General features: G+C 71.7%; 22 protein-coding genes. 12 read left to right on the top strand and 10 right to left on the bottom strand.

Going from position 1 to position 20,685, the window contains the following annotated elements; all coding sequences use genetic code 11:
* Positions 1–12 precede the first annotated feature (12 nt).
* A complete protein-coding gene (locus ACFTZL_RS19920; protein ID WP_382584276.1) occupies positions 13–1,581 on the bottom strand; it encodes a ricin-type beta-trefoil lectin domain protein in 1,569 nt (522 codons plus the stop codon).
* A gap of 351 nt (positions 1,582–1,932) precedes the next feature.
* On the opposite strand from ACFTZL_RS19920, the gene galU reads away from it, so the two are divergent.
* Positions 1,933–2,880, top strand: a complete 948-nt coding sequence (gene galU, locus ACFTZL_RS19915; RefSeq protein ID WP_382584273.1) for a UTP--glucose-1-phosphate uridylyltransferase GalU — start codon at positions 1,933–1,935, stop codon at positions 2,878–2,880.
* Between the two features lie 69 nt (positions 2,881–2,949).
* Here the strand turns inward: galU and ACFTZL_RS19910 are convergent, their stop codons facing one another.
* Positions 2,950–3,402, bottom strand: a complete 453-nt coding sequence (locus tag ACFTZL_RS19910) for a DUF4442 domain-containing protein (protein WP_382584270.1) — start codon at positions 3,400–3,402, stop codon at positions 2,950–2,952.
* A gap of 163 nt (positions 3,403–3,565) precedes the next feature.
* On the opposite strand from ACFTZL_RS19910, the gene ACFTZL_RS19905 reads away from it, so the two are divergent.
* Both ACFTZL_RS19905 and ACFTZL_RS19900 read left to right on the top strand, forming a co-directional pair.
* The gene (locus ACFTZL_RS19905; protein WP_382584267.1) at positions 3,566–4,579 is read left to right on the top strand and encodes a hypothetical protein; all 1,014 of its coding nucleotides are present in this window, start codon (positions 3,566–3,568) and stop codon (positions 4,577–4,579) included.
* Between the two features lie 60 nt (positions 4,580–4,639).
* A complete protein-coding gene (locus tag ACFTZL_RS19900; protein WP_382584264.1) occupies positions 4,640–5,926 on the top strand; it encodes an MFS transporter in 1,287 nt (428 codons plus the stop codon).
* On the opposite strand, the gene ACFTZL_RS19895 is transcribed toward ACFTZL_RS19900, so the two are convergent.
* Both ACFTZL_RS19895 and tuf read right to left on the bottom strand, forming a co-directional pair.
* Positions 5,888–6,733: a spermidine synthase gene (locus ACFTZL_RS19895; RefSeq protein WP_382584261.1), complete on the bottom strand. Its 846-nt coding sequence runs from the start codon at positions 6,731–6,733 to the stop codon at positions 5,888–5,890. The two genes, ACFTZL_RS19900 and ACFTZL_RS19895, sit on opposite strands and share 39 nt — an antisense overlap.
* 89 nt (positions 6,734–6,822) lie before the next feature.
* Positions 6,823–7,992 (bottom strand): elongation factor Tu, encoded by a 1,170-nt coding sequence (gene tuf, locus ACFTZL_RS19890; RefSeq protein WP_382584259.1) that lies wholly within the window; start codon positions 7,990–7,992, stop codon positions 6,823–6,825.
* A gap of 334 nt (positions 7,993–8,326) precedes the next feature.
* Between tuf and ACFTZL_RS19885 the strand changes: the two genes are divergently transcribed.
* Entirely contained in the window at positions 8,327–9,118 is a 792-nt protein-coding gene (locus ACFTZL_RS19885; RefSeq protein WP_382584256.1) for a TVP38/TMEM64 family protein, read from the top strand.
* Between the two features lie 43 nt (positions 9,119–9,161).
* Here the strand turns inward: ACFTZL_RS19885 and ACFTZL_RS19880 are convergent, their stop codons facing one another.
* A complete protein-coding gene (locus tag ACFTZL_RS19880; protein WP_382584253.1) occupies positions 9,162–10,331 on the bottom strand; it encodes a thiolase family protein in 1,170 nt (389 codons plus the stop codon).
* A gap of 104 nt (positions 10,332–10,435) precedes the next feature.
* Here ACFTZL_RS19880 and ACFTZL_RS19875 point away from each other — a divergent pair, with 104 nt between their 5' ends.
* The 5 genes from ACFTZL_RS19875 to lnt all read left to right on the top strand — a co-directional run bounded on the left by ACFTZL_RS19875 (position 10,436) and on the right by lnt (position 14,416).
* Entirely contained in the window at positions 10,436–10,906 is a 471-nt protein-coding gene (locus ACFTZL_RS19875) for a winged helix-turn-helix transcriptional regulator (RefSeq protein ID WP_382584250.1), read from the top strand.
* A 159-nt stretch (positions 10,907–11,065) separates the two neighbouring features.
* Complete coding sequence (locus tag ACFTZL_RS19870; RefSeq protein ID WP_382584247.1) at positions 11,066–11,941, top strand: undecaprenyl-diphosphate phosphatase; 876 nt, start codon at positions 11,066–11,068, stop codon at positions 11,939–11,941.
* Between the two features lie 97 nt (positions 11,942–12,038).
* Positions 12,039–12,218: a hypothetical protein gene (locus tag ACFTZL_RS19865; RefSeq protein WP_184599516.1), complete on the top strand. Its 180-nt coding sequence runs from the start codon at positions 12,039–12,041 to the stop codon at positions 12,216–12,218.
* Between the two features lie 83 nt (positions 12,219–12,301).
* Positions 12,302–12,772 (top strand): nuclear transport factor 2 family protein, encoded by a 471-nt coding sequence (locus ACFTZL_RS19860; RefSeq protein ID WP_382584244.1) that lies wholly within the window; start codon positions 12,302–12,304, stop codon positions 12,770–12,772.
* A 69-nt stretch (positions 12,773–12,841) separates the two neighbouring features.
* On the top strand, positions 12,842–14,416 hold the full coding sequence (gene lnt / locus ACFTZL_RS19855) for an apolipoprotein N-acyltransferase (protein ID WP_382584241.1): 1,575 nt from the start codon (positions 12,842–12,844) through the stop codon (positions 14,414–14,416).
* Here the strand turns inward: lnt and ACFTZL_RS19850 are convergent.
* Both ACFTZL_RS19850 and ACFTZL_RS19845 read right to left on the bottom strand, forming a co-directional pair.
* Positions 14,340–15,245 carry a Gfo/Idh/MocA family protein gene (locus ACFTZL_RS19850; RefSeq protein WP_382584239.1) on the bottom strand — a complete coding sequence of 302 codons (906 nt, stop codon included), beginning with the start codon at positions 15,243–15,245 and terminating at the stop codon, positions 14,340–14,342. The genes lnt and ACFTZL_RS19850 overlap by 77 nt on opposite strands.
* 13 nt (positions 15,246–15,258) lie before the next feature.
* A complete protein-coding gene (locus tag ACFTZL_RS19845; RefSeq protein ID WP_382584236.1) occupies positions 15,259–16,443 on the bottom strand; it encodes an FAD-dependent oxidoreductase in 1,185 nt (394 codons plus the stop codon).
* Between the two features lie 86 nt (positions 16,444–16,529).
* On the opposite strand from ACFTZL_RS19845, the gene ACFTZL_RS19840 reads away from it, so the two are divergent.
* The 3 genes from ACFTZL_RS19840 to ACFTZL_RS19830 all read left to right on the top strand — a co-directional run bounded on the left by ACFTZL_RS19840 (position 16,530) and on the right by ACFTZL_RS19830 (position 18,294).
* Complete coding sequence (locus tag ACFTZL_RS19840; RefSeq protein ID WP_382584233.1) at positions 16,530–17,120, top strand: TetR/AcrR family transcriptional regulator; 591 nt, start codon at positions 16,530–16,532, stop codon at positions 17,118–17,120.
* 42 nt (positions 17,121–17,162) lie between these two features.
* Positions 17,163–17,675 (top strand): DinB family protein, encoded by a 513-nt coding sequence (locus ACFTZL_RS19835; RefSeq protein WP_382584230.1) that lies wholly within the window; start codon positions 17,163–17,165, stop codon positions 17,673–17,675.
* Between the two features lie 112 nt (positions 17,676–17,787).
* Positions 17,788–18,294, top strand: coding sequence for a hypothetical protein (locus ACFTZL_RS19830; RefSeq protein WP_382584227.1), 507 nt, complete (start codon positions 17,788–17,790; stop codon positions 18,292–18,294).
* Between the two features lie 9 nt (positions 18,295–18,303).
* On the opposite strand, the gene ACFTZL_RS19825 is transcribed toward ACFTZL_RS19830, so the two are convergent.
* The 3 genes from ACFTZL_RS19825 to ACFTZL_RS19815 form a co-directional block, all read right to left on the bottom strand.
* Positions 18,304–18,804 (bottom strand): hypothetical protein, encoded by a 501-nt coding sequence (locus ACFTZL_RS19825; protein ID WP_382584224.1) that lies wholly within the window; start codon positions 18,802–18,804, stop codon positions 18,304–18,306.
* Positions 18,805–18,932: 128 nt separating this feature from the next.
* The gene (locus tag ACFTZL_RS19820; protein WP_382584221.1) at positions 18,933–19,616 is read right to left on the bottom strand and encodes a uracil-DNA glycosylase; all 684 of its coding nucleotides are present in this window, start codon (positions 19,614–19,616) and stop codon (positions 18,933–18,935) included.
* A gap of 93 nt (positions 19,617–19,709) precedes the next feature.
* Positions 19,710–20,685 (bottom strand): ABC transporter substrate-binding protein (locus tag ACFTZL_RS19815; RefSeq protein WP_382584219.1); only part of this gene is annotated, 976 nt, incomplete at its 5' end.

The following is a 20,685-nucleotide window of genomic DNA, read 5'->3' as shown; positions in this document are numbered from 1 at the left end:
AGTCAAAAACTCTCAGTCCTGGGACCGCTTATTCCGGGACTCCCCCGCCTCCTCGCGGGCGACCGCCGGCTCCAGCGCCCAGCGTTGCGCCTCGGATCCGTCGCGCCCGGTGACGATCACGTGCCGGCCCTTTCCGGGCGCGACGGCCAGTCCCTTGCCGCCGCGCGGCAGGAGTTCGCCGCGCACGGTCAGGTCGTAGCGCACGACTCCGGCGTGCACGAGACACCCGGCCAGGTCGACCGACCCCTCGCCGGTGTCGGAGCCGAGGCACAGCGTCGGGTCGGCGGCGCTGCGCAGCAGGCCGTCGTCCTGGTACGACCACTGCGGGGACCCGTCGGAGCAGGCGGTCAGCACGATACGGGTGTCGGCCCGGACCCGGCCGCCCCGGACGTCGAGGCACAGTCCGGCGTCGAGGTTGCGCAGCCGCCCACGGGCCACTTCGGCGGGGTTGCCCGCGGAGGCGGCCGACGGGGCGCCGGCCGGGGACGACTCCGGGGACGAGGATCCCGCGCCGCCCGGGTCGACGGAGTGGCCGCTGACCGCTCCCCAGGTGGCCTGGGGGCCGGCGGTGCCGCTTTCCTCCGACCAACCCCGGGCGGCGAGCAGGGTCGCGAGCAGCACGAGGGAGGTCAGCCCGACCGCGGCGGCCAGCGCCTTGGTGTGTTTCCTCGGAGGCCCGAGCCGCCCGCCCGCCGGCAGGGCATGGGCCCGCAGACGGTGGCGGCCACCGGCCGGGTGTGCGGGAAGGGCGTTCGGGCCCCCGTCGCGGCCCGGCCGCGATTCGAGGTAGCGGCGGGCGCCCCAGCCGAGCACGGTCTCGACGAGCAGGTCCTCAAGACCGCCCTCGAAATGGCTGAGTTGCTCGGCGGCGTGACGGCAGTAGCGGCAGGCCATGAGATGCCGTTGCACATCCGGCAGCAGAGCCCCGCCGCGGCGCATCGGAACGTCCAGCAAGCGGTTGTAGTACCGGCATTCCCGGGTCGGCGCGAGTTCCCGGTGCGCCCGTACGCACCCCTCACGGAATTGCTCGCGCGCCTGCTCCAGAGCGGCCGACGCGGTACGGGGGTCCACCCCCAGCAGACCGGCCGGTACGGATATGGGCTCGGCCTCGACCTCCGTGTGCCAGAGCAGGCATTGGGAAGCCCCGGGAAGGGTCCGGAATGCGCGTTCCGCGAGGCGCCGCCTTTCGGGCGTCATGGACCGGGCGGCGCGCAGACCCCGGGCACCGACGGGTTTGCGGAGTTCCGGCAGCACGACGGAAATGCCGTCGTCGGCGGCCCACTCCCCGACCGTGTCCCGCACGGCCGCGAGCAGGCGCGGGCGCAGCGCACCGCCGCCCGGCCCGGCGAGTTCCCGGCGGAAAGCGGCCGCGGCGGCCATGGACGCCGAATCCTCCGAGGACGCCAGACAGATCACGGCGTACTCGTAGACGGCCCGCCAGTGCCGCGAGAGCAACAGCGCGACGGCGCGCGGACCTTCAGCGGGTTCGCCGACCCGGGCGAGAAGATTGCGGTCGGACTCCGCGGGCCCCGCTCCGGGTCGCGGCGGGTACGGCGGGCGTGGGGGGTACGGGGATTGCACTGAACCATTTCCTTCCAGCCGCAGGACGGCATGCGAATTGCGCGTCCGTCGGAAAGCAGGTGCGTGATTGGTGCATACCTATGCCGCGTCAGCCGCGGACTTGGGTGTGAGGCGGCTCACTTTCGCACATGCGACTCACAGGTAACAAGGAGTTCGGATGACCCAAGTTCAAAACGCCGGGAATTCAGATATGTTACCGGCGGTATCCGCACCGGCATTCGAAAACCGCACCGCAGAGGGCCTCAAGTTGTGTGCACGCAAAGGCGGTTGGTCCACGAAATCTCCAACTCCACAGCGCACTCCCATGTGACTCTCGGCGCGCTCTCATCTCCGCGGGTCAGCATGGGCCGCATGATCGCCCCCCACCCCTCCACCCCGGTCACCCCCGCCCGCACCGTCCGCAAGGCGGTCGTCCCGGCCGCCGGCCTCGGCACCCGCTTCCTGCCCGCCACGAAGGCGACGCCCAAGGAGATGCTGCCGGTCGTCGACAAGCCGGCCATCCAGTACGTCGTCGAGGAGGCGGCAGCGGCGGGACTCGACGACGTCCTGATGGTCACCGGCCGGCACAAGCGGGCCATCGAGGACCACTTCGACCACGCCTTCGAACTGGAGCAGGCCCTCGCCGCCAAGGGCGACACCGTACGGCTGGACGCCGTGCGCGACCCGGGCCGGCTGGCGAGCATCCACCACATCCGGCAGGGCGACCCGCTCGGCCTCGGCCACGCCGTCCTGTGCGCCCGCCGGCACGTCGGCGACCAGCCCTTCGCCGTTCTCCTCGGCGACGACCTGATCGACCCGCGCGAGACTCTGCTCAGCCGGATGCTCGACGTCCGCGACCGCCGTCTCGGCAGCGTGGTCGCTCTGTTGGAGGTGCCGCCGGAGCAGATCCATCTCTACGGCTGCGCCGCCGTCGAACCGACCGGCGAGGAGGACGTCGTCCGTGTCACCGGCCTGGTCGAGAAGCCGGCCCGGCAGGACGCGCCGAGCCGTTACGCCGTCATCGGGCGCTATGTCCTCGACCCGGCCGTCTTCGGCGTCCTGGAGCGCACCCCGCCGGGCCGGGGCGGCGAGATCCAGTTGACCGACGCCCTCCAGGAGCTGGCCACGGGCGGCACGGTGCACGGAGTCGTCTTCAAGGGCCTGCGCTACGACACCGGGGACAAGGCGGACTATCTGCGCACCGTGGTCCGGCTGGCCTGCGACCGGCCCGACCTGGGGCCGGAGTTCGTGGCATGGCTCAAGGGGTTCGTCGCGGAGCTGGACGGAGCCCGCCCCGCGCACCGGCACGTCGCGGCCTGAGGCGGCAACGCGAGGGCCCCGAACCGGGGTTCACCCTTCGGCCGGGGCCTCATCCACGCGACAGTGCGCTCAGCCGTTGGGACGCAGCGTCCAGACGACCGTCATCTCACCGGTCACCGCACCATCGGCCCGCTGGATGGCGATGGCCACCGGAAACTCGGGACGCCCGCCGGCGTCCAGTTCGGCGACGACCTCGGCGGCCGGGCGGCCGAGGGTCGCGGTCGCCGTGACCGCGCCCATCGCCAGCTTCTTGTAGGCGATCTCGGCACTGACGGCGAGCGGCACGGCACGCGAGAGCTGGTCCCCGAACGCGGCCAGCACGATCGCCCCGCTCGCGGACTCGCCGAGCGTGAACATCGCGCCGGCGTGCGGCCCGCCCACGTGGTTGTGGTACTCGCCCTGGTCCGGCAGGGACACCACCGCCCGCTCCGGCGTGGTCTCGAGGAACTCGAGGTTCAGGGTCCGGGCCATGGGCACCGTGGCGGCGAGCATCTCGCCGATGGACATCTGGTCTGCGCTCATGCCCGCATGTTACTCACGAGTAGAGACGCCTGGCCAGGCCGTGTGACGACCGCCGCATCGGTCCGCTGCACGCCGGTTCGCGCCGAGTCGTCCCCGCGTTGCTACGGGTCCGTCCACGGGCAGTGACCGAATCGTGTCCGGAGCGCGGCTAGGGTGACTGCCCATGTGGCCAGGACAGCAGCCGCCCGGGGGCGAGCAGAACCCGCAAGGGAACAACCCGTACCAGCAGCCGGGGTACCAGCAACCGAATCCGTATCAGCAGCCGGGCTATCAGCAACAGCAGCCGGGGGCCTACGGTCAGCAGCCGCAGTGGGGCGCCCCGGGGCCGGCCGGCGCGCCCCAGCCGCCGCAGGGCGGTGGCGGCGGCAACCGGACGAAGCTGGTCGCGATCATCGCGGCCACGGCGGTGGTCGTGGCGGCCGGCGTCACCGGCTTCCTGGTGCTGGGCGGCGACAAGGACGACACGGCTGACGGGAAGAACAAGAAGCCGACCAAGGCTGCTTCCAAGGAATCCTCCACGGAGCCGAGCGCCTCCGCATCCGAGAGCAACCCGCGCGGGGGTGAGGAGGAGAAGGCGACCATCCCCGGCTGGAAGGTCGTCGTCAACACGCGCTTCGGCACCGAGTTCGACGTCCCCGCCGACTGGGAGATCGAGACTCCCGGTACGAGCGTGGGCTTCGAGTGGGAGAAGAAGGACGGTGAGATGGATCGCACCAGCGTCACCGCCCCCGCCTATCTGAAATCCAAGTGGTGCACGAGCGACGACGACAAGGACGGCCGCGAGGACGACACCGCCCTGGCCACCGTCGGCACCCGCGGTGAGGACGGCGCGAAGACCTCGGACGAGGCGGCCGAGACCCGCGTGCCCTGGTGGATCTTCGGCGGCTACACCCAGCCGGACAAGAAGAGCGTGAAGTTCACCAAGCCCAAGCCGTACACCACCAAGTCGGGCATCAAGGGCAGCGTCGCGACGGCGCACTCGGAGAACACCCCGCAGAACGGCAAGTGCGACAGCGACGGCAAGGCGATCACCTTCGCCTTCAAGAACGGCGCGGGCGACTTCGTCACCTGGAACCTGTACGGCGCCAAGGGCGTCAAGGGCGAGCTGTCCGAGGCGACCGTTCAGAAGATCCTCCGCACCGTGCGCCTCACCAAGGAGGGCCCTCAGGGGGCATGACCGGCCGGGGCCGTGACAATTCGTTTGGCACGGCGGCCGGGCCCCCACGATAGTCACGGGGTGCCGACCACCACACGCCGCCCCGCCTGGGCGGGCCGCAACTACTCTCTGCTGACCGCCGCCGCGGTCGTCACCAATCTGGGCAGCCATGGCGCCCTGGTCGCGGCGGCGTTCGCCGTTCTCGAGACGGGCGGTGACAGCGGTGACGTCGGCCTGGTAGCGGCGGCACGGACGCTCCCCCTGGTGCTGTTCCTGCTGATCGGCGGCGCTGTCGCGGACCGGCTGCCCCGGCACCATGTGATGGTCGCGGCCAACGCCCTGAACTGCCTTTCGCAGGCCGCCTTCGCCGCCCTCGTGCTGACCGGGGAGCCCCTGCTGTGGCAGATGATGCTGCTCGCCGCCCTGGGCGGGACCGGCCAGGCCTTCTTCGGCCCGGCCGCCGAGGGCATGCTGATGTCCTCGGTCGACGGCGAGCAGGCGGGCCGCGCGTTCGCGATGTTCCGGATGGCGATGCAGGGCGCGGCGCTCGGCGGTGCCGCGCTCGGCGGGGCCATGGTCGCCGCGATCGGGCCCGGCTGGGTGCTCGCGGCGGACGCCGCGGCCTTCGCGCTCGCCGGGGCGCTCCGCGCCTTCCTCGACGTCGGCCACATCGCGCCGCGCGCACCGGGCGGCGGGATGCTCGCCGATCTGCGGGAGGGCTGGCGGGAGTTCGCCGGCCGGCCGTGGCTGTGGGCCATCGTCCTTCAGTTCTCGATCGCCAACGCCGTGGTCGCCGCCGCCGAGGCGGTGTACGGCCCGCTCGTCGCCCGCGACCATCTCGGCGGCGCGGGTCCCTGGGGCCTCGCCCTGGCGGCGTTCGGAGCGGGCACGGTCGCCGGCGCCCTGCTGATGACCCGCTGGAAACCCCGGCGCCTGCTCCTCGCGGGCACTCTGTGCGTGTTCCCCCTGGCCCTGCCGTCGGCCGCACTCGCCGTCCCGGTCCCCATCGGGGTCCTGTTCGTGGTGATGTTCGTCGCGGGCGCCACCGTGGAGGTGTTCGGCGTCTCCTGGATGACGGCGCTGCACCAGGAGATCCCCGAGGACAAGCTCTCCCGCGTCTCGGCGTACGACTGGTTCGGCTCCGTCGCGCTGTCACCGCTCGCCACGGCCGGGGCGGGCCCGGTGGAGGAGGCGTTCGGCCGTACGACGGCGCTGTGGGGCTGCGCGGGCCTGGTCGTCCTGGTCACGGCGGGCGCGCTGTGCGTACCGGACGTACGCAACCTGCGGCGCAGGACCACCTCGGTGGCCAAGGGCGGCCTCGAGCGCGCCTCAGCCGATACCGAACGCCCCGTCGGGGGGCTCGGGTGACGGCACGGCGTCCTCGTCCCGCACCGCCGGCGCACCCCCGATGAACTGCCGCAGAGAGGCGCCGTGTTCGACCCGGGCGGGAAAGGCGTCGGCGGCCGTGAGCCGCGCCAGAGCCGTCAGGTCGACCGCGTGGTGTCCCGCCACGAGCACCGCGTTCCCGAACCGCCGCCCCCGCAGCACCCCCGGCTCGGCGATCAGCACGAGCTCCTCGAACGCCGTCGCCAGGGTGGCGAGCTGGGACCGCAGAAAGGCGAACGGCGCCGAATCGGGGAGATTGGCCAGATAGACCCCGCCGTTGCGCAGCACCCGCGCGGCCTCACGGACATAGGGAACCGACGTGAGGTGCGCCGGGACCCGCGAACCGCCGAACACATCGGCGACGATCACATCGGCCGAGTCCGCCGCGGCCTTCTCCAGCCAGTCCCGCGCGTCCGCCGCGTGCGGCGTGACCCTGGCGTCCTCCGGCAACGGCAGATGCTCGGCCACCATCTCCAGCAGCCCCCTGTCCGCCTCGACGACGTCCTGCCGGGACCCCGGCCGGGTCGCGGCCACATACCGGGGCAGCGTGAGCGCCCCGCCCCCGAGATGCAGCACGTCCAGCACCCGCCCCGGCTCCGCCACGACGTCCAGCACATGCCCGAGCCGCCGCGTGTACTCGAACTCCAGATGCGTCGGCTCGTCCAGATCGACATACGACTGAGGCGCCCCGTCGACGGTCAGCAACCAGGCCCTTTCCCGATCGACGTCGGGCATGAGCTTGGCGGTGCCGTGATCGACATCGAGGGTTACCGGGATGGACTCGTTCACGATCTCATTGTGCCTAAGTCGCGGCGCCCCTTCAGGGGCGCGGGGAACTGCGCGACCAGCCACAGCCGGCCCGCAGTCCCCCACCAACCTCAACCCACCACGGTCACGGTCCCTGCCCCCACAGTCCGCCCACCCTCACGAATGGCAAACCCCAGCCCCGCTTCCAACGGCACCTCCCGCCCCAGCTCCACCGTCATGACAACCGTGTCACCGGGCCGCGCGACGGCGACCCCACCGAGGTCGACATCCCCCACCACATCCGCCGTACGGATATAGAACTGCGGCCGATACCCACTGGACACCGCAGTCGTACGCCCGCCCTCACGCGCGGACAGCACATACACCTGCGCGGTGAACCGACGACTGGGCACGACACTCCCCGGCGCGGCGACCACATGCCCCCGCCGGACGACATCCCGTGCCACCCCTCGCAGCAGCAACGCCACGCTGTCCCCGGCCTGCGCCTCGTCCATCGGCCTGCCGAAGGTCTCAAGACCCGTGACCACCGTCTCGACGGAGGCCCCGAGCACCTCGACCCGGTCCCCGACCCGCACCGTGCCCCGCTCCACCGCACCGGTCACCACGGTCCCCCGCCCGGTGATGGTCAGCACGTTCTCCACGGACAGCAGGAACGGCGCGTCCAGATACCGCTCCGGCATCGGCACATACGTGTCGACCGCGTCGAGCAGCGCCTCGATGGACGCCGTCCAGCGCGGGTCCCCCTCCAGCGCCTTCAGACCGGAGACGCGTACGACGGGTACGGAGTCACCGCCGTAGCCGTGCGCGGTGAGCAGGTCGCGTACCTCCAGCTCGACCAGGTCGGTCAGCTCCTCGTCACCCGCGTCGGCCTTGTTGAGGGCGACGACGATGTGGTCGACGCCCACCTGCCGGGCGAGCAGCACGTGTTCGGCGGTCTGCGGCATGATCCCGTCGAGCGCGGAGACGACGAGGATCGCCCCGTCGAGCTGCGCCGCGCCGGTGACCATGTTCTTGACGTAGTCGGCATGGCCCGGCATGTCGACGTGCGCGTAGTGCCGTGTGTCGGTCTCGTACTCCACGTGCGCGATGTTGATGGTGATGCCGCGCGCCGCCTCCTCGGGCGCCCGGTCGATCCGGTCGAACGGCACGAACGCGCCGTTGCCACGGTCGGCGAGGACCTTGGTGATGGCGGCGGTCAGGGTGGTCTTGCCGTGGTCGACATGACCCATCGTGCCGATGTTGAGATGCGGTTTCGTGCGGACGTAGGCCGTCTTGGACATGGCTGTACCTCGAAGCGTCTAGTCATGAAGTGGGACCCCGAGGACCTGCCCGACCCTCCCCTTGCGGGGTCCGACCGGACGAACCGGAGAGGGTCAGCTTCGGGCGCCGTCTGCAACGGCTGTGGGAGCTACGACGGCAGCCTTCGGGGCATCCGTGACCACGGATGCTGCGAGGGTGAAGGCCTGCCGGAACATGACGTCGATCCTTGCCGACGCTTTACCGCACGTCGAATGGTTTTCGGGGGTCCGCACGCAAGGAAGCGTTCAACTGCCTGTGACGCTGGTGAGACGAACCATACGGCGATCACACACATATGTCGGTTAGTGTCGCCGGATGCTCGATGCCACCACCCGCTCTGGGGGCACCGCCACGGCCTCTCCCCGGGCCAGCACCGCGGAGTTCGCCGTCGCCGCTTCCCCGGCAACGACCGCCTCGCCCGCCGTACCGAACCGTTTCGCCGCTCGCTGCACGAGAGTGCTGCTCTCCCCGTGGTCGCGGCTGTCCCTGCTCGTCGCCCTGCTCGCCGGGGGCGCCTGCGCGGTGCTGCTGTTCGAACCGCAGCGGCTGCTGACGGAGGGCTGGCCGCCACAGCTCGGCGGAGCCGCGGCGGCTGTGGTGTTCGCGGTGGCGTACGGCGTGTGCACCGTGGCGTTCGTGCCGAGGCCGCTGCTGAACCTCGCGGCGGGTGCGCTGTTCGGCTCCCAGCTCGGCACCGGCACGGCTCTGGCGGGCACGGTGCTGGGTGCCGGCATCGCCTTCTGCCTGGGCCGGGCGCTGGGCCAGGACGCCCTGCGGCCGTTGCTGCGCGGGCGCTGGCTGAAGGCCGTGGACGGCCAGCTCAGCCGGCACGGCTTCCGCTCGATGCTGGCGGTGCGGCTGTTCCCCGGTGTGCCGTTCTGGGCCTCGAACTACTGCGCCTCCTTCTCCCGTATGGGCCTGCTGCCGTTCCTGCTGGCTACGGGCCTCGGCTCGATCCCGAACACCGCCGCCTACGTCGTCGCCGGCGCCCGCGCCTCCGCTCCGACGTCTCCTGCCTTCCTGATCGCCATGGCGTGCATCGCCGTGCCCGCGCTGGTGGGCGTGGTGCTGGCGTGGCGCAAGCGGCACCAGTTGCGCCGCCTCTGACGAACCGTCACACCGGGCGGGTGTGACCGGGGCTCGGCCCTGGTCACACCCGTTCGAGGACGAGGGCGTTGGCGAGTCCGCCCGCCTCGCACATCGTCTGGAGCGCGTACCGGGCGCCCCGTTCCCGCATCGCGTGCACGAGCGTCGTCGTCAGACGGGTCCCGCTCGCGCCGAGGGGATGGCCCAGCGCGATGGCGCCGCCGTGCACATTGACCCGGGCGAGATCGGCGCCGGTCTCCTGCTGCCAGGCCAGGACGACACTGGAGAACGCCTCGTTGACCTCGAACAGGTCGATGTCGTCGAGGGTCAGGGACGCCCTGCGCAGCACCTTCTCGGTCGCCGGTACGACGCCGGTCAGCATCAGCAGCGGGTCGGAGCCGGTGACGGCGAAGCTGTGCAGCCGGGCGAGCGGGCGCAGACCGAGCCGGGCCGCCGTCTCGCTCGACGTGATGAGCACCGCCGAGGCGCCGTCGTTGACCGGGCTGGCGTTGCCCGCCGTGACGTTCCACTCGATCTGCGGGAAGCGTTCGGCGAAACCGGGGTCGTAGTAGGCGGGCTTGAGCCCGGCGAGGATCTCGGTGGTGCTGCCCGGCCGTACGCACTCGTCGCGTGTGACGCCCTCAAGCGGCGCGGTCTCGGCGTCGAAGAGCCCGTTCTCCCAGGCCGCGGCGGCCTTCCGGTGCGAGGAGAGCGCGAAGGCGTCCATCCGCTCGCGGCCGATCGACCATGTGGCGGCGATCAGCTCGGCGCTGATGCCCTGCGGGACGAGCCCCTCGGGGTAGCGCTCGGCCACGCCGGGCCCGAAGGGGTCCTTGCCCGCGGGCACGTTCGACCACATCGGGACCCGGCTCATCGACTCGACCCCGCAGGCCACGACGAGGTCGTACGCGCCCGAGAGCACGCCCTGCGCCGCGAAGTGCACGGCCTGCTGGGAGGAGCCGCACTGGCGGTCCACGGTGGTCGCGGGCACCGACTCCGGGAAGCCGGCCGAGAGAACGGCGTAGCGGGTGGTGTTCATGGCCTGCTCGCCGACCTGGTCGACGGTGCCGCCGATGACGTCGTCGATCAGCGCCGGGTCGACGCCGGACCGCTCGACGAGGGTGCGCAGGGTGTGGGCGAGCAGTTCCACGGGGTGGACGTGCGCGAGGGCGCCGTTCTCCTTGCCCTTGCCGATCGGGGTGCGTACGGCTTCGACGATGACTGCGTCACGCATGGTGCGGGCCTCCATGGCTACCGGGGACTACCAGTGAGTAGGAAATCCGAACTCACCGTAGCCTGGTGGGTTGGAAAATCCAACCCTCTTCTAGACTGAGGTCCATGGCCGCCAGCAAAGACCCGCGCCCCTGCTCCATCGCCGACACCCTCGCGCTCGTGGGCGAGAAGTACTCCCTGCTCGTGCTGCGGGAGGTGTGCCTCGGCAACGGCCGTTTCGACCAGTTGGTGCGCAACATCGGCGCCCCGCGCGACATCCTCGCCACGCGGCTGCGCCGGCTCGTCGACGCCGGAATCCTGTCCAAGCAGCCCTACAGCGAGCGCCCGCAGCGCTTCGAGTACCGGCCCACACAGGCGGGACTGGAACTGGAGCCGGTACTGATGACCCTCATGGCGTGGGGCGACCGCCATCTGCGGACGGACGGCGACCGCCCGATGGTCCTCGAGCACTCCTGCGGCCGGGCACTCGCCCCGGCCGTCACCTGCCGGGCCTGCGGAGACGAGGTGCGCCACGAGGACCTCACGGCCCGCCCCCAGGCGCCCGGCTGGACGGTGACCGGCCCGACGGCGGCCTGATCCGGCCCCCTGCGGACCGCCTTCCAACCCCTGTGTCCCAGGGGTTCATCCGGGGACGCTACGCTTCCCCCTCGGTACACCTGATCCCACGGTCATCTCATACGGTGACCCGGTGTGCCCGTCGTCCGTCCCGCACCGGCACTTGGACTCCGCTACCTCATGTCTTGGTTCGAATCACTCATCCTCGGACTCGTCCAGGGGCTGACCGAGTTCCTCCCCGTCTCCTCCAGCGCGCATCTGCGGCTGACGGCGGCCTTCTCGGGCTGGGAGGACCCGGGCGCGGCCTTCACGGCGATCACCCAGATCGGCACCGAGGCCGCCGTGCTGATCTACTTCCGCAAGGACATCGGGCGGATCCTGTCCGCGTGGACGCGCTCGCTCACCGACAAGGAGCTGCGCGGCGACCCCGACGCGCGGATGGGCTGGCTCGTCATCGTCGGCTCGATCCCGATCGGCGTGCTCGGCGTGACGCTGAAGGACCAGATCGAGGGCCCGTTCCGCGATCTGCGGATCACCGCGACGATGCTGATCGGCATGGGCATCGTCCTGGGCGTCGCCGACCGGCTCGCCGCCCGGGACGAGAAGAGCGGCCGCCACCGCGCACCCAAGCAGCGCAAGGCCCTGGAAGACCTGGGCGTCCGGGACGGACTGATCTACGGCGCCTGCCAGGCCTTGGCCCTGGTCCCGGGCGTCTCCCGCTCCGGCGCCACCATCAGCGGCGGCCTGTTCATGGGCTACACGCGCGAGGCCGCGGCCCGCTACTCCTTCCTGCTCGCCATCCCCGCGGTGCTCGCCTCCGGCCTGTTCGAGCTCAAGGACGCGACGGAGGGCGGCCATGTCTCGTGGGGGCCGACGATCTTCGCGACGATCATCGCCTTCGCGGTCGGATACGCGGTGATCGCATGGTTCATGAAGTTCATCACCACCAAGAGCTTCATGCCGTTCGTCTACTACCGCATCGCCCTCGGCATCCTCATCATCGTCCTGGTGTCGATGGGTGAGCTGAGCCCGCACGCGGCCGAGTCGGCGGGCTGACCCTGCGGCCTGTGACCCGCGTCTCGTGACCAACCGCATAGGGATCCCGTAGCCGTCCGGTAGCGGGCTGTCAGTGGGTGCCCCTAGGCTTGCCCGCATGTCCCCCGATTTCTCGACCCCTGGTTCCGTGCGGTCCGCTGCCGAGGTCAACGAGGAGATCCGTGCGCTCTGGCGGCGCACGGGCGGCAAGCTGTCCGCCGAGGAGCGCGCGGAGTACGAGTTCCTGGTCGTCGAGTGGGCGGCCGCGATCCGCGGCGAGGTCGTCGAAGCGGCCTGAGCGCCCCCGCCTCCCCTCCTGCTCAACTACCCCTTTTCGTCACGCCCCTTGGCTCCCCACCCTCCATGCCCAACACTGACCCGATGACGCAGCGCGTGGAGCTCGCTACCGTGAGGGACAGGCTGGCCGTCGACGAGCTGATCACCGACTACGCGGTGGCGGTCGACGACGGTGACTGGGAGGCGTACCGGGGCCTGTTCGCCCCTGAGGGGCGGGCGGACTACCGCTCGGCCGGCGGTATCGAGGGGGAGGCCACGACGGTCGCCGCCTGGCTTGCCGAGAGCATGCGGCTGTTCACCATGCGGCAGCACCTGATCGTCAACCGGCGGGTGCGCTTCGGCATCTGGGAACAGGACACCGGCGACACGGCCCAGGTCCAGGCCGACTACGTCAACCCCATGGCCACCGCGGGCCCCGCACCCGACTTCGTGTGCGGCGGCCGGTACGCCTTCGCCCTGCTGCGCACGGACGACGGCTGGCGGCTGAGCGCGGTGGTCGTCCAGGAGAAGTGGCGGCGCCTTCCCGAGCGGCAGAAGGCACCTGTGATCAACTGACCCGGCGTCCTCTGTCCTAGATCGTCCGCAGGGCGCACACTGGAGGCACCCGCGGGGTAGGAGGCGCCTATGAAGACGCTCGGCCACTGGCTCGCCTCCCCGTGGCGGCGCTCGGCCGCCGCCGTGATCGCGGGCGCCCTTCCCGTCCTCGCCTATCCCGCCCCGTCCCTGTGGTGGTGCGCCTACGTCGCCCTGGTCCCCTGGCTCCTGCTGCTGCGCACCGCGCCGACCGGCAAACGCGCGGCGTACGACGGCTGGTGCGGCGGCTTCGGCCTCATGCTGGCGATGCACCACTGGCTGCTGCCCTTCCTGCACGTCTTCACGTTCATCCTCGCCGCGCTGCTCGGCGGCCTGTGGGCCCTGTGGGGCCGGCTCGCACACCGGCTGCTGGCCGGCGCGCCCTCGCGGCGGCGGATCGCGGCCGCACTCCTCGTGCTGCCGTCCGGCTGGCTGGCCGTCGAGCTGGTCCGCTCCTGGCAGGGCCTCGGCGGACCCTGGGGCATGCTCGGTTCCAGCCAGTGGCAGGTGGAACCGGCACTGCGGCTCGCCTCGGTCGGCGGCGTGTGGCTGCTGAGCTTCCTGATCGTCGCCGTCAACGTCGCCGTCGCCGTCCTCGTGGCGGTCCAACGGGCCCGCGTGCCCGCCATGGCCGGTCTCGTCGCCACGGCCGCCGCCACCTCGGCGGCCTGGTCCTTCTCGCCCCGCCCGGACATCGACGGCCAGGTCAGGATCGCCGTGGTCCAGCCGGGCGTCATCGACGGCGGCAAGAGCGCGGCCCACCGCTTCGACCGGGAGGAACAGCTCACCCGCCGGCTCGCCGGGCAGGACCTCGACCTGATCGTCTGGGGCGAGAGCAGCGTCGGCTTCGACCTCGGGAACCGGCCCGACCTCGCCCGGCGGCTCGCGGCGCTGTCCCGGGCGACGGACGCCGGCATCCTGGTCAACGTGGACGCCCGGCGCTCCGACATGCCCGGCATCTACAAGAGCTCGATCCTGGTCGGCCCGGACGGACTGACCGGCGAGCGCTACGACAAGATGCGGCTCGTCCCCTTCGGCGAGTACGTCCCGGCCCGCTCCCTGCTCGGCTGGGCCACCTCCGTCGGCAAGGCGGCGGGCGAGGACCGCAGGCGCGGCACCCAGCCGGTCGTGATGAACGTGAGGGACGGGCTGCGCGTCGGCCCGATGGTGTGCTTCGAGACCGCCTTCCCCGACATGACCCGCCACCTCGCCCGGGAAGGCGCCGACGTGCTGATCGGCCAGTCGTCGACATCCACCTTCCAGCAGAGCTGGGCGCCCGAGCAGCACGCCTCACTGGCCGCGCTGCGGGCCGCCGAGACCGGCCGCCCGATGGTCCACGCGACGCTGACGGGTGTCTCGGCCGTCTACGGCCCGAGCGGACAGCGGGTCGGAGTATGGCTCGGGACGGACTCGTCCGCCGCGCAGGTCTACGAGGTTCCCCTCGCCCACGGCACGACGCCGTACGTCCGTTTCGGCGACTGGGCGGTGCACGCGGCGCTGCTGATCCTCGCCGCCTGGGCCGCCGGCGAGGGCGTACGGACCCTGCGGTTCAGGGGGTCCGCTCCTGAACCGCGCGTACGACCCGCTCGCACAGTTCATGGGTCTCCAGCGCGTCCCGGGCGCTGAGCACCTTCCCCGCGCGGACCGCGTCCAGGAACGCCAGCACCGCCTGCTCGATCCCGCGCTGCCGGGCCACCGGCACCCAGTCCCCGCGCCGCCGCACGGTGGGCTGCCCCTTGTGGTCGACCACCTCGGCGAGGTTGATCACCTGCCGCTTGGTGTCCTGCCCGGACACCTCGAGGATCTCCTCGGCCGAGCCGCTGAGCCGGTTCATCACACCCAGCGCCGTGAAGCCGTCCCCGGAGAGCTGGAGCACCAGGTGGTGCAGCAGACCGTCCCGGACACGGGCGCGCACGGTCACGTCGTCGACCGCGCCGGGCGCCAGGAACCGCAGGGTGTCGACGACGTGGATGAAGTCGTCGAGGATCATCGTGCGCGGCTCCTCCGGCAGCCCGATGCGGTTCTTCTGCATCAGGATCAGCTCGCGCGGATGGTCGGCGCACTGCGAGTAGCCGGGGGCATGGCGCCGGTTGAACCCGACGGCGAGGCTCACGTCCCGCTCCTCGGCGAGCGCCACCAGCCGTGCGGAGTCGTCGAGTTCGTAGGCCAGCGGCTTGTCGACGTACGTCGGTACGCCCGCCTGAAGCAGCCGCGTCACGATCTCCGGGTGCACGAGCGTGGGCGCGTGCACGAAGGCGGCGTCGAGGTCTTGGGCGAGGAGGGAGTCGAGGGTGGTGTGCCGCCGCTCCGGCGGGACGTGGAGGCCGTCGGCGACCCGGTCGAGCGTGGCGGGCGTACGGGTCTGCAGGTGCAGTTCGACCCCGGGCTGGAAGGCGAGCACCGGGAGGTAGGCCTTCTGCGCGATGTCGCCGAGTCCGATGCAGCCGACCTTCACGGGGTGCTCTCCTCTAACGGTTGCCTGCCGGGGTCTGCTCGGAAGCATACGGCCGGTGCGGGGGCCGCCAGTCGGCGATGCCGTCGAAGCCGCGCAGGAACAGGGCGGGCCCGGCCTTCGACAGTGCGGCGACGGCCGTGTCGCGTACGACGATCCCGGTGCGGCTGGTCATGAGGTTGAGGCGGGCGACCTGGTTGGCCTTCCGTGCGACGGCGGTCGTACGGGGCAGCCGGGCGGCGGTGTAGGCGGGGAGGTCGTCGCAGTGGTGGGCGAGGACGATCGCGTCCTCGATGGCCTGATTGCCGCCCTGGCCGAGGGTCGGGGGCATGGCGTGCGCGGCGTCGCCGACGAGGGCGATCCGGCCTCGGTGGTAGGCGGGCAGGGGCTCGGCGACGTGGTGGACGTCGTGGCGCAGGACGTCGTCGGGGCGGGCGGCGGCGAGCACGGCGGGGATCGGGTCGTGCCAGTCGCCGAAGCGCCGCAGCAGCTCGGCCTTCTCGTCGTCGGGCGCGTGTCCGCCGGCGGGTGTCACGGCGGCGGCGTAGGCGTAGACGCGCCCGTCCTTGAGCGGGTGCGTGCCCCAGATGCGACCCCTCCCCCAGGTCTCGTGCGAGGCGAACTCGGCGCCGGGGACGGGGATCACGACCCGCCAGGTGGTGAACCCCGAGTACACCGCCCCGGGGTGGCCGGGAAAGAGCGCCCGGCGGACGGCGGACCGGACGCCGTCGGCGCCCACCACCAGGTCGGCCTCCAGCTCGCCGTCCGCGGTGGTGACCCGGGCGGGCCGGTCGGTGCCGCCGCTGTCGGCGAGGGTCGCGGCGGCGGCCGTGCGGACGGTGTCCGGCGGGAGCTGTGCGGCCAGGCGCTCGACGAGGGTGGCGCGGTGCAGCAGCACGAGCGGGCCGCCGAAGCGCTCGGCGGCGGCGTCGGCGGAGGAGCGCGAGAGCCACCGCCCGGACGGTGTGCGCAGCCCGCCGTCACCCGCCCAGGCGGCGAGGCCGCGGATCTCGTCGCCGAGGCCGATGACGTCCAGCGCGCGCAGGGAGTTGGGAGCGAGGGAGATGGCGGCGCCGACCGGCTCCAGCGAGCGGGCGCGCTCCAGCACGGTGACACGCCAGCCGCGCTGATGCAGGGCGGCCGCCGCGGTCAGACCTCCGATACCGCCGCCGATCACGACGGCCCGCCTCGACTGTGCCATGGCTCCTCCTCGAAACCGCGTCGACTACATCTGTAGTTCGGATTCGACCTTACTACAGGTGTAGTGGGGCGGGTAGCGTGAGCACCATGTCCGTATGCACCACCGGCCCCTCCCGCGCCGACCTCGTCGCCGACACCGCCCTCGCCCTGCTCGCCGAGCGCGGGATGCGGGGCCTCACACACCGGGCGGTCGACGAGACGGCCGGACTCCCCCAGGGCTCCACGTCGAACCTCGCGCGGACCCGGCAGGCCCTGCTGGAACTGGCGGTGCGGCGCCTGGCCGACCGCGAGGCCCGGGTGCTGGCCCTGCACGAGATGCCGGACCCGCGGTCCGGGACCGACTCCCTGGCGGACGCCCTGGCCCTGGCGACCCACCGCGCCCTGACGAACAACCGCGCCCTCACGCTCGCCCGCTACGAACTGGCCCTGGAAGCGACCCGCCGCCCGGAACTGCGGGCCTACTTCGACGCGACCGGCGCCCGCTTCCGTGACCAGCTCACCGCCCTGGTCACGGGGATGGGCTCGACGGACCCGGCCCGGCACACGCTGTCGCTGATCGCCTGGGCGGACGGGCTGATGTTCAGCTGCGTCGCGGGGTCGTTCGGTTCCGAGGCGCCGAGCCTGGAGGAGGTACGGGCCGGGCTGCGGGAACTGCTTGCGGGGATGCTCGCCGACTGAAAACCCCTGGGCGGTCCGGGCGAGTTGGGAAAGGATGCGGACATGACCATCGAGCGCACCGAACCCGCCACCGACGCCGCCGAACGCGCCATGCTGGAAGGCTGGCTCGACTACCACCGGCAGACCCTCGCCTGGAAGTGCGAGGGCCTGAGCGACGAGCAGCTCAGGACAGCCTCCGTAGAGCCCTCCGAACTGTCCCTGATGGGGCTGGTGCGGCACATGGCGGAGGTGGAGCGGGGCTGGTTCCGCAAGGTACTGACGAACGAGGACGCGCCGCCGATCTACTTCAGCGACGAGGACCGGGACGGCGAGTTCCATCTGACCGAGGCGGACACCTACCAGGAGGCGTATGCCACCTGGCAGGCCGAGATCGAGACCGCCCGGCACAACGCCGCCCGCTTCGCCCTGGACGACCTCTCCGAAGGCAAACACCGCCGCACCGGCGAGCAGTTCAATCTGCGCTGGATCTACACCCACATGATCGAGGAGTACGCGCGGCACAACGGCCACGCCGACCTGATACGCGAGCGCCTCGACGGCTCGACCGGCGACTGACGTCACCCGCGACCCGCCGGCGACCTCCGTACGGGGCGGGACATCACTCGTGCGGGGCATCCTCCGCCCGTCCGCTGTCCCACCAGGGGCCGGACGCACCAGAGTTGCGCGGGTGCATCGAACGACGACCACAGCGACGCTCCTGGTGACCGTGGCGGTCTCGGCCCTCTCCGGCTGTGTGACGGTCCAGGATCCCCCCGTTCCCGGGCCGCCGGCGGCACCGTCCCGGCCGCCCGCGCCCCGGCCGGAGGAGCAGGTCGTGCAGGCACCGGCCCGGGAGGCACTGGAACTCATCGAGGGGTCCCGCCGCCCGGAGCCGGCCGCGTCCGCGCCCCGACCGGCCACGCCCCCTGCGGCGGCCTCGCCGCAGCGGGAGCAGCGGCCGTCCGGCACCCGCGACGCCCGCCCGCGCCCCGCCCGCCCGGAACGCCAGGCACCGGCCCCGCGCGGGCCACAGCGGCCACCCGCCGGCCTGCCCGACGTCTCGGAGTCGGTACGGCAGGACGTCCACAAGAACGTCCCGAAGAACGCGGACGTGTGCGCCCTGGGCAAGCGCTACGGCGGGTGGCGGCCGGACAGCCCCGAGGCGACGATCTGCCGCGACACGTACCGGCGTTGACCGACTGCCTCAGGGGCGCTGCCTCGGCGGCGTCCACGTCCCTCCGCCGCCCTCTCCCAGCCGGGACTCCAGCCGTTCGATGGCGGCCCACACGCCATCGCCGTAGCTGTCGTCGGCGAGGCCGGCGGCAGTTCCCCTGGCCCGTCGCAGATGAATGCGGGCCGCGTCGCACTGGCCGAGCTTGAGGTAGTCGTCGGCCAGATTCAGGTGGAGAGACGGGTAGAAGGCGCGCACCGCCTCGCCCGGGGGGAGCCCGTCCTCGGAGATCTCCTCCGCCGCCGTCAACGCGCGCAGGTCCCAGGCCAGTTCGTCCCCGGGATCGTCCTGCGTGTCGGCCAGGTAGTGCGCGAGGGTGCAGCGGTGCAGCGGGTCGCCGTGCTCCCCGATCTCCGCCCAGAGGCCCAGGAACCGGTGCCTGGCCTCCTCCCGGTCCCCCGCGTGGTGCAGCATGACGACCTGCCCGATCCGCGTCAGCACGGTGTCCGGCGCCGTCTGCTCCTGTCGGTCCATCGCCACGCCCTCCGCGCACTCGCCGGCTGATCGTCCGACGCTAACCGGAGACGGAGGCGATCCGGCTCAGGCCGGTCCGTACGCACGGGGCCTTCCGGGAGGAAGACCCCGCCGTCCGCCGCCCGTCCTCAGCCGAGGTTCGGAATCGTCCAGTCGATGGGCTCGTGCCCCTGCGCCGCCACCGCCGCGTCGATCTGCGTGAAGGGACGCGAGCCGAAGAACTTCTTCGCCGACAGCGGCGACGGATGCGCGCCCTTGACCACCACATGCCGCGACTCGTCGATCAGCGGGAGCTTCTTCTGCGCGTAGTTCCCCCACAGCACGAACACCGCCGGGTCGGGCCGCCCGGCGACCGCGCGGATCACGGCGTCGGTGAACCTCTCCCAGCCCCGGCCCTTGTGCGAGTTGGCCTCGCCGCCCCGGACCGTGAGCACCGCGTTGAGCAGCAGGACGCCCTGCTCGGCCCACGGCATCAGATAGCCGTTGTCCGGGATCGGCGCGCCCAGCTCCTCGTGCATCTCCTTGTAGATGTTCCGCAGGGACGGCGGGATCCGCACACCGGGCCGGACCGAGAAGCACAGCCCGTGCCCCTGGCCCTCGCCGTGGTACGGGTCCTGACCGAGGATCAGGACCTTCACCTTCTCGTACGGCGTGGCGTCCAGCGCGGCGAAGACCTCCTCGCGCGGCGGATGCACGGGACCCTTCGCCCGCTCCTCCTCGACGAACTCCGTCAGCTCCTTGAAATAGGGCTGCTGCAGTTCGTCGCCCAGAACCCCGCGCCAGGACTCGGGCAGCATGGCGGTGTCGGTCACGTCAACGTCCTCACGATGTGCGGTCACTTCCAGGCCTCAGAACCTACAGGCGACCACTGACAACGTGCCCGGGAAGGCCCGGTGCCGACCCGCCTACCAGGCGGTCTTGCGGTGCAGCTCCCACATCATCATGATCGTCGACGGGTCCAGGGCCCGCTCCGCGCCCGAGACGTCCCGGCTGGCGGCCACGTACTGCCTGCCCTGCCACAGCGGCAGCAGTCGCGCGTCGTCCACCAGGATGCGCTGGGCCTCCTCGAACTCCTTCTCCACGTTCGCGCGGTCGCTCTCCCGGCGCGACCGGGGCAGCAGGTCGCCGGTGATCTCGGGGGCCGGGTAGGGCGTACCGAGGGCGTTCTGCTCGCCGACGAACGGCGCGATGAAGTTCTCGGCGTCCGGGAAGTCGGGGAACCAGCCGCGCCCGAACACCGGGTACTCGCCCTTCTGGTAGCCCTCGACGTACGTCTTCCAGGGGCGGCTCTTCAGGCTGATCGTGAAGAGGCCGGAGTCCTCGAGCTGGCGCTTCAGCTCCTTGAACTCCTCGGCGGTCTCGGAGCCGTAGCGGTCGCTCGTGTACCAGAAGGTGAGCGGGACCCGCTGGTTGATGCCCGCCCCGGTGAGGATCTCGCGGGCCTTGTCGACGTCGGGGTCGCCGTAGTCGTCGAAGAAGCCCGTGGTGTGGCCCGTGAGGCCCTTGGGGACCATGGAGTACAGCGGGTCGACGGTGTCCTTGTAGACCTTGTGGGTGATCGCCGCCCGGTCGATGACCTGCGCGATGGCCTGACGCACGGGCTTGCGCTTGGCCCAGGAGTCCTTCGGGTTGAACACCAGGTAGTTGATGTCCGTGCCCGTGCCGTCGACGAGCTGGATCTCCTCCTCGTTGGAGGACTTGCTCTGGAGGTCGACGACATCGCCGGCGGCCAGACCGCGGTAGGTCACGTCGATCTGCTCGTCGCGCAGGGCCTTGACCATGGCGCCGGAGTCCTGGAAGTAACGGATGGTCACCGCGTCGTTCCGGCGCTCCGCGTAGCCCTTGTAGCCGTCGTTGCGTACGAGGACGGCCTCCTTGCCG

This window comes from Streptomyces sp. NPDC056948, assembly GCF_042674225.1.
GTDB classification, from domain to species: domain Bacteria; phylum Actinomycetota; class Actinomycetes; order Streptomycetales; family Streptomycetaceae; genus Streptomyces; species Streptomyces purpurascens.
The sequence above is the reverse complement of the archived record's forward strand: the minus strand, read 5'-3'. Positions and strand labels throughout refer to the sequence as shown.